The sequence below is a fragment of the Blautia sp. DFI.3.45 genome, assembly GCF_020593505.1.
Lineage (GTDB): Bacteria > Bacillota > Clostridia > Lachnospirales > Lachnospiraceae > Blautia_A > Blautia_A wexlerae.
This window is the reverse complement of the sequence record NZ_JAJDMI010000004.1, coordinates 127,418-143,295: the sequence shown is the minus strand read 5'-3', so window position 1 is coordinate 143,295 and position 15,878 is coordinate 127,418. Positions and strand designations below refer to the sequence as shown.

14 protein-coding genes and 1 riboswitch are annotated in these 15,878 nt (G+C 41.1%); of the genes, 13 read left to right on the top strand and 1 reads right to left on the bottom strand.

Features of this window, described 5'->3' with window-relative positions:
* Positions 1-76 precede the first annotated feature (76 nt).
* A riboswitch (FMN riboswitch) is annotated at positions 77-210 on the top strand.
* 137 nt (positions 211-347) lie between these two features.
* The 6 genes from LJE09_RS02850 to LJE09_RS02825 all read left to right on the top strand — a co-directional run bounded on the left by LJE09_RS02850 (position 348) and on the right by LJE09_RS02825 (position 6,376).
* Positions 348-983 carry an ECF transporter S component gene (locus LJE09_RS02850; protein WP_022380039.1) on the top strand — a complete coding sequence of 212 codons (636 nt, stop codon included), beginning with the start codon at positions 348-350 and terminating at the stop codon, positions 981-983.
* Between the two features lie 201 nt (positions 984-1,184).
* Positions 1,185-1,478, top strand: a complete 294-nt coding sequence (locus LJE09_RS02845) for a nucleotidyltransferase family protein (protein WP_008706339.1) — start codon at positions 1,185-1,187, stop codon at positions 1,476-1,478.
* Positions 1,465-1,854: an HI0074 family nucleotidyltransferase substrate-binding subunit gene (locus tag LJE09_RS02840; protein ID WP_161233607.1), complete on the top strand. Its 390-nt coding sequence runs from the start codon at positions 1,465-1,467 to the stop codon at positions 1,852-1,854. The genes LJE09_RS02845 and LJE09_RS02840 overlap by 14 nt, the downstream gene beginning before the upstream one ends.
* Before the next feature lie 40 nt (positions 1,855-1,894).
* Positions 1,895-2,509, top strand: coding sequence for an NUDIX hydrolase (locus tag LJE09_RS02835; protein ID WP_161233606.1), 615 nt, complete (start codon positions 1,895-1,897; stop codon positions 2,507-2,509).
* Between the two features lie 72 nt (positions 2,510-2,581).
* Positions 2,582-5,002 (top strand): glycoside hydrolase family 3 protein, encoded by a 2,421-nt coding sequence (locus LJE09_RS02830; RefSeq protein ID WP_227310949.1) that lies wholly within the window; start codon positions 2,582-2,584, stop codon positions 5,000-5,002.
* A gap of 36 nt (positions 5,003-5,038) precedes the next feature.
* Positions 5,039-6,376 carry an MATE family efflux transporter gene (locus LJE09_RS02825; RefSeq protein WP_118338641.1) on the top strand — a complete coding sequence of 446 codons (1,338 nt, stop codon included), beginning with the start codon at positions 5,039-5,041 and terminating at the stop codon, positions 6,374-6,376.
* Positions 6,377-6,434: 58 nt separating this feature from the next.
* Here the strand turns inward: LJE09_RS02825 and LJE09_RS02820 are convergent, their stop codons facing one another.
* Positions 6,435-7,775 (bottom strand): MATE family efflux transporter, encoded by a 1,341-nt coding sequence (locus tag LJE09_RS02820; protein WP_118338640.1) that lies wholly within the window; start codon positions 7,773-7,775, stop codon positions 6,435-6,437.
* A 606-nt stretch (positions 7,776-8,381) separates the two neighbouring features.
* Between LJE09_RS02820 and LJE09_RS02815 the strand changes: the two genes are divergently transcribed.
* The 7 genes from LJE09_RS02815 (at position 8,382) to LJE09_RS02785 (ending at position 15,776) form a co-directional block, all read left to right on the top strand.
* On the top strand, positions 8,382-9,494 hold the full coding sequence (locus LJE09_RS02815) for an ROK family transcriptional regulator (RefSeq protein ID WP_118338639.1): 1,113 nt from the start codon (positions 8,382-8,384) through the stop codon (positions 9,492-9,494).
* Between the two features lie 342 nt (positions 9,495-9,836).
* The gene (locus LJE09_RS02810; protein WP_118338638.1) at positions 9,837-10,865 is read left to right on the top strand and encodes a zinc-dependent alcohol dehydrogenase; all 1,029 of its coding nucleotides are present in this window, start codon (positions 9,837-9,839) and stop codon (positions 10,863-10,865) included.
* A 112-nt stretch (positions 10,866-10,977) separates the two neighbouring features.
* A complete protein-coding gene (locus tag LJE09_RS02805; RefSeq protein WP_144137061.1) occupies positions 10,978-12,342 on the top strand; it encodes an MFS transporter in 1,365 nt (454 codons plus the stop codon).
* A 189-nt stretch (positions 12,343-12,531) separates the two neighbouring features.
* Positions 12,532-13,827, top strand: coding sequence for an MATE family efflux transporter (locus LJE09_RS02800; RefSeq protein WP_173744626.1), 1,296 nt, complete (start codon positions 12,532-12,534; stop codon positions 13,825-13,827).
* A gap of 78 nt (positions 13,828-13,905) precedes the next feature.
* On the top strand, positions 13,906-14,724 hold the full coding sequence (locus tag LJE09_RS02795) for a TrmH family RNA methyltransferase (RefSeq protein WP_173744625.1): 819 nt from the start codon (positions 13,906-13,908) through the stop codon (positions 14,722-14,724).
* A gap of 26 nt (positions 14,725-14,750) precedes the next feature.
* The gene (locus tag LJE09_RS02790; protein ID WP_022379991.1) at positions 14,751-15,224 is read left to right on the top strand and encodes a YbaK/EbsC family protein; all 474 of its coding nucleotides are present in this window, start codon (positions 14,751-14,753) and stop codon (positions 15,222-15,224) included.
* 180 nt (positions 15,225-15,404) lie between these two features.
* A complete protein-coding gene (locus LJE09_RS02785; RefSeq protein ID WP_055199820.1) occupies positions 15,405-15,776 on the top strand; it encodes a hypothetical protein in 372 nt (123 codons plus the stop codon).
* Positions 15,777-15,878 lie beyond the last annotated feature (102 nt).

Genomic DNA, 15,878 nt, shown 5'->3' with positions numbered 1-15,878 from the left:
TCAATAGAGGAGCGTAATGGAATAGTTGTATTGACAATAGATATCTGTATGTAGTATAATCAGACGCAAATAAAAGAAAATTCTTCGGGGTTGTGGTGATCAGCATCAGCTGAGATTCCCTACCGGCGGTTATAGTCCGCGACCCGCTTCGGCGGCTGATCTGGTGGAATTCCAGGACCGACAGTATAGTCTGGATGAGAGAAGAACACGCGATATTTACCATACGTGCTCATTACCCCGGATATATGATCCGGGGTTTTTTTATATGTTGAAGAAAATCTTCATTATATAAAAAGCTTGTGGAATTTTCTTTTAAACAAAGAATAATTTCAAAGGAGAGAAACAGTATGAGTGAACAGGTATTAAGAAATGGAAATGTGGTAGCAAGGAGTAAGACGAGAACCATCACACAGATAGCCATGCTTGGCGCTATCGCAGGAATTTTAATGAATCTGGAGTTTCCGCTTCCTTTCCTGGCACCGACTTTTTATCAGCTGGATTTTTCAGAAATCCCGGTACTGGTTGGCTCATTTGCAATGGGACCGATCGCAGGTGTACTGATCGAGCTGGTGAAGATTCTTGTGCATCTGGTAACAAAGGGCTCTATGACAGCAGGTGTAGGCGATGTGGCAAACTTCATCTTTGGATGTACATTTGCAGTTCCGGCAGGTCTGATCTACCGCTATAAATCTGTTAAGAGCAGAAAACATGCAGTGATCGGAATGGCAGTTGGAACCGTACTTACAGCAGTAGTTGCATGCTTTATCAATGCATTCGTGTTACTTCCGGCATACGGAAAGGCTTTTGGAATGCCGGTAGAAGCATTTATCGAAATGGGAAGTGCAGTACACAGTTCTGTAAATAATCTTCTTACATTTGCAGCAATGATCATTTTCCCATTCAACATATTCAAATATGCTCTGACATCCCTGATCGTATTCCTGATTTATAAGAGAATCCGCGTGGTGCTCAAGGGAGATTGATTTTATATCTGATAAAGAATAAATAAATTGGCAGTACAATAAATAAAAAAGAAGAACAGCCGTATGATGAAAAATCTGCGGCTGTTCTTCTTTTTATGTGTAAAAAATAATTACGGAAATTGTCAGACAGACTTAAAAAAGATACGATAATATGGTAAGATAAAACAGACGATATAAACATCGGAATGTGAGGTTTATAAAATGAATGATACAGGAATCAGACCGGAAGTTATAGAAGAAATCCGAAACCTTGCGCAAAAATATGATATTGAAAAAGTAATTCTTTTTGGTTCGAGAGCAAGAGGAGATTTCAGAAGAACAAGTGATATAGATATTGCAGTCACAGGAGGAGATTTTGCAAGGTTTGCGTTAGATGTGGATGAAGAGACAAGTACTCTTCTGGAGTATGATATTGTAAATCTTGATCGTGACATGCAGGATGAATTAAGAGAATCTATAGAGAAGGAAGGGAGGATTTTGTATGAGAAAATATGAGAATTTCTGTAATGCACTGTCTAACATGAAAGATATTTATAATTATGAAGAACCATATGATAATGTAGTGCTTACCGGACTCGTAGGATTGTATGAAATTTGTTTTGAGCAGTCATGGAAAATGATGAAAGAAATACTGGAGATTCATGGATATGCAGAGGGAGCAACAGGTTCACCGAAAATCATTCTGAAGACTGCCTATAAAGCCGGGATGATAAGAGATGAGGAGCAGTGGCTTCATGCATTGCAGGCAAGAAATAATGTTACACATTCTTACAATCAGAAAATTGCGTTAGGAATTATAGCTGATGCAAAAGAAGAGTTTTATCAGATGTTTTGCGAATTAAAAACAGAGATAGAAGAAAACTGGCTGTGATAATCAACAGAGGTATAGAAAGCGAAAGGAAGTATCCATTATGGGACAGATACACAATATTGAGAAACTGACAGACTGTAAATTTTTGAATTTGTATCATTTAAATGCAACAAGCATTCACAACACTCCTGTGTCATATTTTGTGGCATCCCGTGCGAAGAGTATTAACGAATTAAAGATAAAAACAGGTAAAAACACTCCGGATGGCGTGATCATTTACAGTCTTTATGGGGAAAAGAGAGACAGAGTTGTATTAGTACGTCAGTACAGATACGCAATCGGCGGATATATCTACGAATTCCCGGCAGGTCTGGTAGAACCGAACGAAGAATTCCATGAGGGTGCAGTAAGAGAAATGTACGAGGAAACAGGACTGAAATTCACACCTCTGAAAGTAGATCCTGCATTTGAGAAACCTTATTTCACAACGGTTGGCATGACAGATGAATCCTGCGCGACTGTTTACGGTTACGCGGAAGGCGAGATCAGTAAAGCGGCACAGGAGGATTCCGAAGAAATTGAAGTTGTACTTGCTGACAGAGAAGAAGTAAAGAGGATTCTGCGTGAAGAAAATGTAGCGATCATGTGCGCATATCAGCTTATGCATTTCCTTCAGGATGAAGACCCTTTTGCATTTTTGAAGGAAGAACTTTAACCAAATCAGGCAAGTAGCGAAGCGGATGATTTTATCTACTTGACTAAGGAGAATTAAAGGAGGATTAAAATAATGGCAAAATGGCAGAGAAGCTTTTTCCAGCCTGTGCTTCCGCTGGGGGAAGATGGACGAAGAGTTACAGGAAGTAAAGAACATATTGCACTTTCCAGAATGGCAGCAGGAGAGGGAATGGTTCTTCTGAAAAACGAGAAAAACACACTTCCGATCCGGAAAGGGACGAAAGTCGCACTCTTTGGTAAGGGTACTGTAGACTACGTAAAAGGCGGCGGAGGAAGCGGCGATGTAACTGTAGAATACATCCGTAATCTTTATGAGGGCATGAAGATTAAAGAGGATGAGGGAAAAGTAGAAGTTTTCGATAAACTTGCGAAATATTATGAGGAAGACATTCAGAAACAGTACGCAGATGGTGCAGTACCGGGTATGACAGTTGAGCCGGAGCTTCCGGATGAACTTCTGAATGAAGCGCGAGAATATACAGATACTGCAGTAATTACTATCTGTCGTTTCTCGGGCGAAGGATGGGACAGGAAATGTGAAGCAGCACAGGATGGATATGTTCTTGACGGAGAAGAAAAAAGAAACTCTGAACTGTCAGCGAAGATTTTTGAAAACGGTGATTTCTGTCTGACAAATGCAGAGAATGCCATGGTAGAGAAGGTAAAGAAAACATTCCCACATGTAATCGTAGTGATGAATGTTGGCGGTATCGTGGACACGAAATGGTTCAGAGACTGTGATGAGATCCAGTCAGTACTGATGGCATGGCAGGGGGGAATGGAAGGTGGTCTTGCAACAGCAGATATACTCTGTGGTGATGTTAATCCATCCGGTAAATTATCCGATACTTATGCAAAAGATCTGGAAGATTATCCATCCACAGCAAACTTCCATGAGTCTGCATTCTATGTAGATTATACAGAAGATATTTATGTAGGATACCGTTACTTTGAGACAATTCCGGGTGCAGCGGAGAGAGTAAATTATCCGTTTGGATTTGGACTTTCCTATACAGACTTCGACTGGAAGATGACTGGTGCTTCCGAAGAAAACGGTGTGATCACGGTTCTTACTGAAGTAACCAATACAGGAAAAACAGCAGGAAAAGAAGTTGTCCAGCTCTATTACGGAGCACCACAGGGTAAACTCGGAAAGCCTGCGAAAGTGCTGGGAGCATTCAAAAAGACCAGCCTTCTTCAGCCGGGTGAACGACAGATTCTTACCCTGAAACTTCCTGTAAATCAGATGGCGTCTTACGATGATCTGGGCAAAGTATGCAAGTCTGCATATGTTCTGGAAGCAGGAGAATATGCAATCTATATTGGTACAAACGTAAGAGATGCAGCGAAGATTGACTTTACATATGTAGTAAAAGAAGATACAGTAACTGAGCAGTTAAGCCGGAAGGCAGCACCATATCATCTTCAGAAACGTATGCTTGCGGACGGTTCTTATGAGGAACTTCCACAGCGTGAATATGTGGAAGAAGAAGGACTTCCGAGACAGGATAAATATGCCATCGGTCTTCCATGCCCTGATACAAGAGGACAAAAAGGAATAGACTTTCTTGATTTTCTTGATTCCAAGGGAGTTCGCTTCTCTGATGTAGCAGATGGTAAAATGACATTGGATGAGTTTATGGATATCCTGACATTGGATGACTGTATCAATCTCCTTGGCGGACAGCCAAACACAGGATGTGCCAATACATTTGGAATGGGAAATCTTCCGGAATACGGAGTCCCGAATGTGATGACTGCAGACGGACCAGCCGGACTTCGTATTCTTCCGAAATGCGGAGTGAACACAACTGCCTGGCCATGTGCCACACTTCTTGCCAGCACCTGGGATGAAGAACTGGTAGAGAAAGTTGGTAAAGCAGGAGCAGAAGAAGTAAAAGAAAATAATATCAGTATCTGGCTTACTCCTGCCTGCAACATCCACAGAAGCCCGCTCTGTGGTCGTAACTTTGAGTATTATTCTGAAGATCCGTATCTTGCAGGAAAGACAGGTGCAGCTATGGTAAGAGGCATCCAGTCTCAGCATATCGGAGCAAGTGTGAAGCATTTTGCAGCCAATAATAAGGAGACAAACCGTAAGGATTCTGATTCCAGAGTATCAGAGAGAGCACTCCGTGAGATTTATCTGAAACAGTTTGAGATCATTGTAAAAGAGGCTCATCCATATACAATTATGTCCTCCTATAACCTGATCAACGGCATCCACGCCTCAGAGAACAAAGAACTCCTGACAGGTATTCTCCGGGATGAATGGGGATTCGACGGAATGGTTACAACAGACTGGTGGACATTCGGAGAACACTATCGCGAAACAAAAGCAGGAAACGATATCAAGATGGCAGCAGGATATCCGGAACGCATAAAAGAAGCATACGAAAAAGGCTTTATTACCGAAGGAGAGATCCGTCTCAGCGCAAGAAGAATCCTGAATATGATTCTGAAAATTGACTGATGAGTATCACTAATATTTTATACAGGAGCAAAAAAGATGATGGATGAGCGTAAACGAAGTTTAAGAAAAGAAATAGTCAGGCTGGCACTTCCGATCGCACTTCAGCAGTTCATGACAGCCCTGGTCGGAGCATGTGATGCGATCATGCTGGGAAAGTTAAGTCAGGATGCCATGTCAGCCGTATCACTGGCTACACAGGTTACTTTTGTATTTAATCTGTTTATGTTTGCATTTATGGCAGGCGAGAATATGTTTGTGGCACAATATTATGGAAAAGGGGATTACACAGGTATTTCCCAGGTGTTCAGCCTTGTGACAAAGATTTGTGGATGTATTGCAGTAGTATTTCTGGCAGGAACCCTTTTCTTTCCGGAACAGCTCATGAGAATCCTGACAAATGAGGAAACTCTGATCGTTCTGGGAAGTGAGTATTTAAGAGTCATCGGCATTTCCTATGTGTTTTCGGGAATTGCACAGATTTTCCTGGCAATCATGAAGAACTGTGGTGCAGTAAATATGAGTACCCTGATCAATGGGGTTATGGTAATTCTCAATATCGCATTGAATGCTGTTTTCATTTTTGGCCTGTCCGGCTTCCCGAAGATGGGGATTAAAGGTGCTGCACTGGCAACCGTACTTGCAACAGTTGTGCAGTTCCTGTGGAGTGTTGGTTATGTATTGTGCAGGATCAGAGCTGTGAAATTCAGTCTCAGAAGCTGTGAGAAAAAGTTATTTGGCCGTTTCTGGCAGAAAACAGTTCCGTTACTGATCAATAATCTTGCATGGGGAATAGGTTTTTCCATGTATTCTGTGATCATGGGACATCTGGGAACGGATGCTGTTGCCGCCAATGGAATAGCGAATATTTCCAAAAATCTTGTTGTATGCTTCTGCCTCGGACTTGGAAATGCAGGCAGTATCATAGTGGGAAACCGTCTTGGTGCAGACCGTCTGCAGGAAGCAAAAGAGGTAGGCGAGACACTTACCAAAACTGCGATTATTGCAGGAATTGTATCAGGCCTTGTCCTGATCGCCTTATCACCATTTATCACAAAAATGGTAGATCTCACCCCGACAGCCCGCGGATATCTGCAAAAAATGCTGCTGATCTCTTCCTATTACATCGCAGGAAAATCAGTAAACTGTATGACAATAGGAGGAATCTTCGCAGCAGGCGGAGACTCCAAATTTGGAATGCTGTGTGATTCTGTAACTCTGTGGTGTATCATTGTTCCTCTGGGATGCATCTGCGCATTTATCCTGAAACTGCCGGTTATGGTTGTCTACTTTGTACTCAATCTGGACGAGATCATTAAACTGCCAGTGGTCTATAAACATTATAAGAAATATAAATGGATTAAGAATCTTACATAATTTTACACGTTTCACAGGCACATATACCGGATATCCGGGACTATGTGCCTGTTTTGTTTTAATGATATTTATGCATCCGTACATAATAGCTGATGCATAAGATCACAGTGGCTCCGCTCCATGCTGCAATCTCTGCAAAGAAAATACCGTCCTGTCCGATAAAATGGGGAAGAATCAGTGCAGCACTGATACGCATGACGAATTCAGCCATACCACTTACCATAGGCATTAAGGTATCTCCCAGCCCCTGAAGTGCAGATCTGTACACGTACAGAAAGTACAAAACCCAGAGCATGGCAGCCATAATAGAAAGGTATTTAAAAGCAATTGCCAGTACCTGCTGTGTCTGCTGCGGTTCACCTGAGATGAAAAGTGAGAGAATATTTTTTCCAAATAAAAACATGGCAGCAGAAATGATTAGTGAGGTAAGTAGGGAAAGCAGCATACTGCTGCGGACGCCTTTTCTGATCCTGTCAATCTTTCTGGCTCCCAGATTCTGACCCACATAGGTAACGATGGCATATCCATAGGAAATAGCAGCCATTTCCAACAGACCATAAAGCTTGTTTGTAGCTGTAAATCCTGCTACAAAAAGGAAACCGTAGCCATTGATCACATACTGGACTACCAGACCGCCCACACCGATGATGATATTCTGGAATACAACAGGAATACCAAGCTTCATCAGGCGGGCATTCATGCCGGAGGCAGGCATAAAATCTGCTCTGGTCAGATGAACGATATCAATTCTGCGTAAAATCAGGAAACAGTAAACAGCGGAGAAGCTCTGTGCGATCACAGTTGCGATTGCTGCTCCTGCCACACCCCATCCTAAGCCTGCCACAAAAAGGATGTCCAGTGAGACATTCAGCACAGATGCGATGATCATTGCGGTCAGCGGTGTTTTACTGTTTCCCATAGCCCTTAGGGCAGAGGCAAACATATTATAGGCTGCTGTGGCGGGGATTCCACAGAAAATGATGCGCAGATATAACAGAGACATTCCGATAATATTGGAAGGTGTATGCAACCCTGCTAATACCAGCGAAGCAAATGACTGGCTGAGAATCAATACTCCGGCTGCGATGAATGCGGTCAGCCGGTAACTGTGAGCCAGAGATTTACGCAGATTTTCGAAATCCTTTGCCCCATAATACTGGGAGAGTTGAATAGAAAATCCCTGAGTGAGTCCTGTGGATATTCCTGTGACAACCCACATCAGAAAGTCAACAGCACCCAGTGCGGCAAGAGCCTCCACACCTACAACCTGGCCAACAACCATGGTATCCACCATTGTATAAAGCTGCTGACAGATATTTCCCAGCATCAGTGGAATTGCAAAAAGAATGATCAACCGTCCCGGTGAACCGGAGGTCATATCCTGAATCTTGGTTTTCATTAGTATAAAAGTTCCTTTCCGGAGCATATTTGAAAAAGTTTAGAAATGATTATTCGAATATGCCCTGATATTTACATTAATAATTTGTAACTATTCAGTAGTCTGCTATCCCGCGAGGTGTTTTGGCACGTAAGTACCAAAATCCCGAGACATACAAGCCAAAATGCCATCACCGCAGGTGATTTTTAATGCATTTTGGCTCGTGACTGTGAAGGTACTGAACAATTACGATAATTTTACATCATTAACGTGAAAAATGAAATATAATATTTCATCAGAATGATATAAATTTATCTGTTATGTTGCTGTTCACACGCCGCTATCCCGCGAGGTGTTTTGGCATGAACATGCCAAAATCCCGAGACATACAGCGCAAATTTATGCGATTAGCATAAATTCTGTGCATCGCGAAGCGTGTTACTGAGAACGGAGTGAACAGTAACTCTGTTATTGTAGATATATTAACTGAATCAGCTGAATAAGTTAAGTCCCCTGCCTCAATTGCAAAAAGCAACATACTCTGCAGAGACAATGGCTATTTACAAATATGACAATAACAGGTATCATTCTTTTATAAATACATTAATAAAAGAAGGTAGAAACAGAATGAGCGGACTGGAAAAGAAATTTGCTACGAAATCAAAAATCGTAAATTATATTATAAATAGAGAATCCACATCAAAAGTGGAAATATCCAAAGAACTGAATCTGAGTATGCCAACAGTTCTGTCTAATGTAAAAGATTTATTGGAAAAAGGTATCATAATAGAAAATGGAGAATATGAATCCACAGGAGGAAGAAAGGCTAAAAGTATTGGAATCAATCCATCCTATCGTTATGCAATGGGAATTGTGATCACTGCAAATCATCTGGGAATGGTGCTGGTAAATCTGAAGTATGAGATTGTAAAATCAGAGCGGATCCGTCTGAAATTTGTACCTGATATGTCATATTGCAGTCAGGTGGCAGATTTTGCGGCAAAATTTCTGGATCATATGAATGATGCAGAACAGAAAGAAAAGCTTCTGGGTGTTGGAATCTCTATTCCGGGAATCATTAATCAGGAGCAGAAACTGGTGATAAAATCCCACGCACTGAAACTTGAAAACTATAGTCTCAGTTTCCTGGAACAGGCATTTTCTGTCCCGGTTTATTTTTCAAATGATGCCAATGCGGCAATGATGGCAGAAGATATGAACATCTATCAGAATGCAATTTACCTTTCGTTGAATCAGACTCTTGGCGGTGCATTTTGCATAGGGGGAAATTTGTTTTCCGGAGAAAATCAGAAGGCCGGAGAATTTGGACATATGATACTTGTACCTCAGGGCCGCAAGTGTTATTGTGGAAAATCTGGTTGTGCAGATGCTTATTGCGCTGCAGGCGCACTTGTTGGTGAGTCAAAGGATTCTGTGGAACAGTTTATGCAGCTGCTTCAAAACAATGATGAAAAGGCAGAGAAAAAATGGGAAGAGTATCTTGATTATCTTGCAGTTCTGATTTCAAATCTGCGTATGGCATATGATATGGATATCATTCTTGGAGGTGAAATGGGTGGATATCTCTCAGATTATATGATACCTCTTGGGGAAAAAGTAATGAAGTATAATGGATTTGATCATGATCTGAGATATCTGAAAAACTGTTCTTATAAGAAAGAAGCCTCAGCTGTAGGTGCAGCAAAGCATTTCCTGCAGGATTTTATCGGAAAGATATAGCCGATGGCATTCTTGAATCACTGATGATCTGCTGATATACCATAGTAAACAAATATCTGAATATAAAAAATACCCTGATTACAACAAAGAAAGGTTGTGATCAGGGTATTTTGTTGTTGTGTGGGAATTCAGTAGATAATTATGTGGAGTGTTATAGTAACATCTGCATAAAAATAAAATCTATACTTTGTGCAACTGGTAGAAATGAGAAATATTCTTAAATATTTATTGACAAAGTTATATATTTGAATAATAATGTAATTACTTTAATAAAACATTTAATAAAAGTTAATAAATAACTAGAGGCTCAAAGTACATTCAACAAATAAGGAGGAAAATATTATGTTACAGCAGGTTATGACAAATCCAGGAGAAATTATTTTCAGAGAGGTTCCCGTACCAGAAATTAAAGACAACCAGGTTTTGGTTAAGATTATGAATATTGGTATCTGTGGTTCTGATATCCATGTATATCACGGAAAACATCCTTTTACAAAATATCCGGTAACCCAGGGACATGAAGTATCAGGAGAAGTGGTAAAAACAGGGGATGCAGTAACAGAATTTTATGTGGGACAGAAAGTAACAATTGAGCCACAGGTATATTGTGGACATTGTTATCCATGCCGTCACGGAAAATACAATCTCTGTGAAGAACTGAAAGTAATGGGATTCCAGACAACAGGAACTGCATCCGAGTATTTTGCAGTTGATGCATCAAAAGTAACACCGATACCGGAAGATATGTCTTATGAAGAGGGCGCAATGATCGAGCCTCTGGCAGTAGCTGTTCATGGTGTTAAACAGATGGGAGATGTAACAGGAATGAATATTGTGGTGATAGGAGCCGGTCCGATCGGAAATCTGGTAGCGCAGTCTGCAAAAGGGATGGGAGCAGCTAAAGTTATGATCACAGATGTCAGTGATCTCCGTCTGGAAAAAGCAAAAGAGTGTGGAATTGACGTATGTGTCAACACAAAAAATAAAAATTTCGGGGAAGCAATGGTAGAAGCCTTTGGACCGGATAAGGCAGATGTTATCTATGATTGTGCAGGAAATAACATTACAATGGGACAGGCAATCAAATATGCAAGAAAAGGGAGCGTGATTGTGCTGGTTGCAGTTTTTGCAGGAATGGCTGAGATCGATCTGGCAGTTGCAAATGATCATGAGCTTGATATCAAGAGCACAATGATGTACAGACATGATGATTATGTAGACGGAATCAGACTGGTGAATGAAGGAAAAGTGCATTTAAGACCGCTGATCTCTAAGACGTTTGCATTTAAAGATTATCTGAAAGCATACCAGTACATTGACGATAACCGTGAGACTACAATGAAAGTGATTATCAATGTGCAGGAAAAATAAAATACCCTGCTGATCATAAGCATTATGTAAGACAAAGATATAATAAAAAGACTGCTGTAAAGAAGATATGAGTAAACGGAAAGACGGAGGATGGCAGCAGGCAGGAGGAATTATGGAGAGTAAAAACGAAAATGTAAAAGTTCCGTTGATCAGTAAAATCGCATATGGATTTGGCGATGTAGGATGTAATTTCAGCTGGATGTTCGTCAGTAATTTTCTCATGATTTTTTACACAGACGTATTCGGAATCAGTATGGCAGCAGTCTCTGCCCTGATGCTGTTTTCGAGATTTTGGGATGCGATCAATGATCCGATCGTGGGTGGACTGACAGATAAAACCAAAACAAAATGGGGACGTTATCGTCCATGGCTTCTCATTGCAGCTCCGATCACGGCCGTGCTTCTGATTATGACATTCTGGGCACATCCGGACTGGTCGGACAGATCAAAGGTTATCTATATGGTAATTACATACTGTCTGCTGGTACTTGGATATACTTGTGTAAATATCCCGTATGGCACCCTTTGTGGAGCAATGACACAGGATATCGATGAACGTGCAAAGATTAATACATCACGTTCAGTATCTGCAATGGTTGCAATTGGAATTATCAATATCATTACAGTTCCACTGATTGGAAAACTTGGCAGTCAAAGTGCTAAAACCGGATACCTACTGGTAGCAATCATATACGGATGTATTTTTGCAGCCTGTCATTTCTTCTGTTTCGCAAAAACAAAAGAGCAGGTGATTATGCCGGAAAAAGACAAAATATCCATAAAAGTGCAGTTAAGAGCAGTGATGCAGAACCGCCCATATATTCTGGCATTAATCGGACAGGTGTTATTCGGATTTACACTTTATGGAAGAAATGCAGATGTTTTATACTATTTCACATATGTAGAGGGAAATGCATCCTACTATACTACATATTCCATGTGCATTATCATTCCATCCATTATCGGTGCTGCATGTTTCCAGCCTGTATTCCGAAAATTGAATAATAAAGGAAGAACTGCATCTATTTTTGCCCTTTTTACCGGAATTTCCATGCTCTGTATGTTCTTCTTCAATGTAAAAGAAACACCGGCAGCGTTCTATACACTTGCAGGAATTACACAATTCTTTTTTTCTGGATTTAACACTGCAATTTATGCGATCATTCCCGACTGCGTAGAATACGGAGAGTGGAAAACGGGCTTAAGGAATGATGGTTTTCAATATGCATTTGTGTCACTGGGAAATAAAATTGGCATGGCAATAGGAACTGCTCTACTTGCAGCATTTCTTGGAAAATATGGATATGTGGCAAATCAGGTACAGAATCCGGCTGTTCTCAGTATTATGAGACATTCCTTTACTACAATTCCGGGAGTTTTATGGATAGTGACAGCAATTGTACTGTTTTTCTATCGCCTGAATAAAAAACGTTACAATGAAATTGTAGAAGACCTGAAAAAAAACCGGGTAAAATAAAGAGTGTCGTGAAGTGAATTGCGAATATCAACAGAGTCTCCTTGAGCAGCATTAAAAAATCTGCTTAAGGAGATTTTTATGTCTGGAGTTTTTGTGGTTGCATTTTTGTTTTATATGGGTATAATGGTGAGATAAGTCTGCAGATGAAAGGAAGACAATGCTGACAATATAACGAAGGAGCGGAGTATTATGCTGAAAAGATTCACCAGATATGTAACCCAGAGTGTTGCCGGAATGATCGGGATTTCCGTTTATGTTCTGGCAGATACTTTCTTTATATCTGTATATTCCGGTGCTGACGGACTGGCAGTTCTCAATTTGATCCTGCCGGTTTATGGACTGATCTATGCGATTGGGGCTATGATCGGGATTGGTTCCGCTACCAGGTATGCCATAAGCAGGGCAAAAGGAAAAAATACAGAACATTATTTCGTACAGTCAGTAACCTGGAGCATATTGGCTGCAGTTCCATTTATGCTGATCGGAATCTTTATTCCGGACAAAGCATTGGCTTTGTTGGGTGCAGATGCCGGACTGATCGGACTTGGACGAAACTATGTGAGAATTATTCTGATCGCAACACCATTCTTCATGTCAAATTATACATTTACTGCATTTGCCAGAAATGATGGAGCGCCTTCTATTGCAATGATCGGTTCCATCAGTGGAAGTATCTTTAACATTATATTTGATTATATATTCATGTTTCCGGTCGGTCTGGGATTTTCCGGAGCCGGACTGGCTACTGCAATCTGTCCGATCGTAACAATGAGCGTCTGTACCATACACTACAGAAGCAGCAGAAACCATGTAGGATTCTATTGGAAAAAACCGTCATTCAGACATCTGATTTCCTGCTGTCAGCTAGGAGTTTCCGCATTCGTCGGTGAACTGTCTTCCGGTGTGATCGCCATTGTATTTAATTTTCTGATCCTGGGAATCGCGGGAAATATGGGTGTAGCAGCCTATGGAGTTGTGGCAAACCTTTCTATCGTGGCATTTGCAATTTTCAACGGTCTGGCCCAGGGAGCACAGCCCTTGATCAGTGAAAGCTACGGAAAAGGCCAGCCCACTCAGGTAAGAAAACTTCTGAAATGGAGCCTGTTCGTATGTCTTGCTGTAGAAACACTGATTCAATTGATCATCTGGACAGCAACTGACCCGCTGATCAGCATTTTCAACAGTGAAAACAATGTTCAGTTGTTGAATTATGCACATACAGGACTGCGTCTGTATTTCCTTGGATTTATAGTGGCAGGAATCAATATTGTACTGGTGGCATATTTCTCAGCAGTAGATGAACCGAAAATCGCAATTGTCGGTTCATTACTGAGAGGAATTGTTGCCATTGTTATCTGCGCAGTTATACTTGCGAAATTATTTGGATTAAATGGAATCTGGATCTCTCTTCTTGCAGCGGAGACGGTTACGTTTCTGACGATTCTGTTTCTGGCATATAAAGACAGAAGAAAAAGAACCGAATAACACTGTTGAAAAGGAATTCTTGTATAAACCTCCAAACTGATGTAAGATAAGATTACTCAGTTTGGAGGTTTTATTTTTATGTTTAACGAAATAAAAGATTTCGCTGCGCCGGAACTGGATGTATATGCCAGAACATCTGAAGTGCAGCTTTTACGATACTATGAACCGGAACCGGGAATTTTCATTGCGGAGAGTCCGAAAGTAATTGAGCGAGCCCTGAAAGCAGGATACCAGCCAATCTCTTTTCTGGTGGAGCATAAAGATCTGGAAGGAGAGGCACAGGAAATCCTGAAACAATATCCGGATGTGCCGGTCTATACTGCGGAATATGAACTGTTGGTCAAGCTGACCGGATTTGCTCTTACTCGCGGAATGCTCTGCTCAATGCGCAGAAATCCACTTCCATCTGTAGAGGAAATCTGCAGAAATGCCAGCCGCATAGCAGTTCTTGAAAATGTTGTAAATCCTACAAATATCGGAGCTATTTTCCGCTCAGCAGCAGCACTCCATATGGATGCAGTACTTCTGACCGGCGGATGCAGTGATCCGCTTTACCGACGGGCAGCCAGAGTAAGCATGGGAACCGTATTCCAGATTCCCTGGACATATTTTGATAAAAAAACTGTATGGCCACAGGATGGAATGCAGATTCTGCAAAATCTGGGATTCAAAACAGCTGCAATGGCTCTGCGTGACGATTCTGTAGGAATTGATGACAAAGCACTTCGTTCAGAAGAAAAACTGGCAGTCATTTTCGGAACTGAAGGTGACGGCCTTGCATCACAGACCATCGCAGACTGCGATTATACAGTAAAGATACCAATGTCCCACGGAGTAGATTCATTGAATGTGGCAGCAGCAAGTGCAGTGGCATTCTGGGAGCTGGGACACAGATAAGATATAACTCAGGAGGAAATGAAAAAATGTCTTTGGAAAAAGCAGAAAAATATCTGGAAGAAAAAGGCTTTCTTGACCATGTGATCGAACTGGAAGCATCCACTGCCACAGTAACAGAAGCAGCAGAAGCCCTTCATGTAGAGCCGGGTATGATCGCAAAGACTATGTCCTTTTTGCAGAACGATAAAGCAGTCCTGATCTTAACAGAGGGTACAGCCAGAGTAGATAACCGAAAATATAAAGATACTTTTCATATAAAGGCAAAAATGATTCCATTTGATGAAGTAGAAAACATCATCGGTCACGCTCCGGGAGGGGTATGCCCGTTCGGAATTAATGAGGGAATTGAAGTCTACCTTGACGAAAGTCTGAAACAATTTACCACAGTATATCCGGCTGCCGGCAATGATCACAGTGCAGTAAAGCTCACAATCCCGGAACTGGAGCAGGTAGCAGAGGCAAACGGATGGGTGGATGTGTGTAAAGAAACAGAAAACTGATCGTTCATGGTAACACCCATGCATTACATTTATATGAAAGAATCGGTTTTACCAGACTTGGCGTGATTCCCCAGGGATTCAGAATGCCGGATGACATTATGGACAAATACAAAGAACTTGTTTTTTCTTCACTCATCTTTATCTTCTTTGAACATAGTGAATATAAAAGGTGGAAAATTAATGAAAACAGTAAAAACTCCTGCGGGGATATTTACGATCAACAAAGTGAAAATTCCCTCAGCATACACATGTGCAGCAGAACAGAAAATAGAATATATCAGTGAAAATCATGTGCAGATTATCACTATGAATCAGGCAGTATCATTTGGAGATCAGATATTGTCCCCGAGAATCTGTCAAAGCTGTATGAATCCTGAAAAAATTACAATTTATCCACTGGAAATAGAATACTTTGGGGAAAAAGTGTTTTTTACGGATCACTATAGTGTAAAAGAATGGAAAAAAGGCGATCCATTACCGGAAATCCATGAATGGTATCCGCACATAAAAAAAGCCAGATGCAATCCGTGCAGGAACTGTGGAAGATGTTAAAATTGCACACTTGTTACTGTTTACTCCGTTCACAGTAACGTACACTTCTTTAAATGACAGAAACAGAATGATAGGGATTGTTATCAACAGGAATATAATGTT

Bases quoted from the DNA above. Each gene is read 5' to 3' on its own strand.
- LJE09_RS02850 (WP_022380039.1), top strand. From the start codon at position 348: ATGAGTGAACAGGTATTAAGAAATGGAAATGTGGTAGCAAGGAGTAAG.
- LJE09_RS02845 (WP_008706339.1), top strand. From the start codon at position 1,185: ATGAATGATACAGGAATCAGACCGGAAGTTATAGAAGAAATCCGAAAC.
- LJE09_RS02840 (WP_161233607.1), top strand. From the start codon at position 1,465: ATGAGAAAATATGAGAATTTCTGTAATGCACTGTCTAACATGAAAGAT.
- LJE09_RS02835 (WP_161233606.1), top strand. From the start codon at position 1,895: ATGGGACAGATACACAATATTGAGAAACTGACAGACTGTAAATTTTTG.
- LJE09_RS02830 (WP_227310949.1), top strand. From the start codon at position 2,582: ATGGCAAAATGGCAGAGAAGCTTTTTCCAGCCTGTGCTTCCGCTGGGG.
- LJE09_RS02825 (WP_118338641.1), top strand. From the start codon at position 5,039: ATGATGGATGAGCGTAAACGAAGTTTAAGAAAAGAAATAGTCAGGCTG.
- LJE09_RS02820 (WP_118338640.1), bottom strand. From the start codon at position 7,775: ATGAAAACCAAGATTCAGGATATGACCTCCGGTTCACCGGGACGGTTG.
- LJE09_RS02815 (WP_118338639.1), top strand. From the start codon at position 8,382: ATGAGCGGACTGGAAAAGAAATTTGCTACGAAATCAAAAATCGTAAAT.
- LJE09_RS02810 (WP_118338638.1), top strand. From the start codon at position 9,837: ATGTTACAGCAGGTTATGACAAATCCAGGAGAAATTATTTTCAGAGAG.
- LJE09_RS02805 (WP_144137061.1), top strand. From the start codon at position 10,978: ATGGAGAGTAAAAACGAAAATGTAAAAGTTCCGTTGATCAGTAAAATC.
- LJE09_RS02800 (WP_173744626.1), top strand. From the start codon at position 12,532: ATGCTGAAAAGATTCACCAGATATGTAACCCAGAGTGTTGCCGGAATG.
- LJE09_RS02795 (WP_173744625.1), top strand. From the start codon at position 13,906: ATGTTTAACGAAATAAAAGATTTCGCTGCGCCGGAACTGGATGTATAT.
- LJE09_RS02790 (WP_022379991.1), top strand. From the start codon at position 14,751: ATGTCTTTGGAAAAAGCAGAAAAATATCTGGAAGAAAAAGGCTTTCTT.
- LJE09_RS02785 (WP_055199820.1), top strand. From the start codon at position 15,405: ATGAAAACAGTAAAAACTCCTGCGGGGATATTTACGATCAACAAAGTG.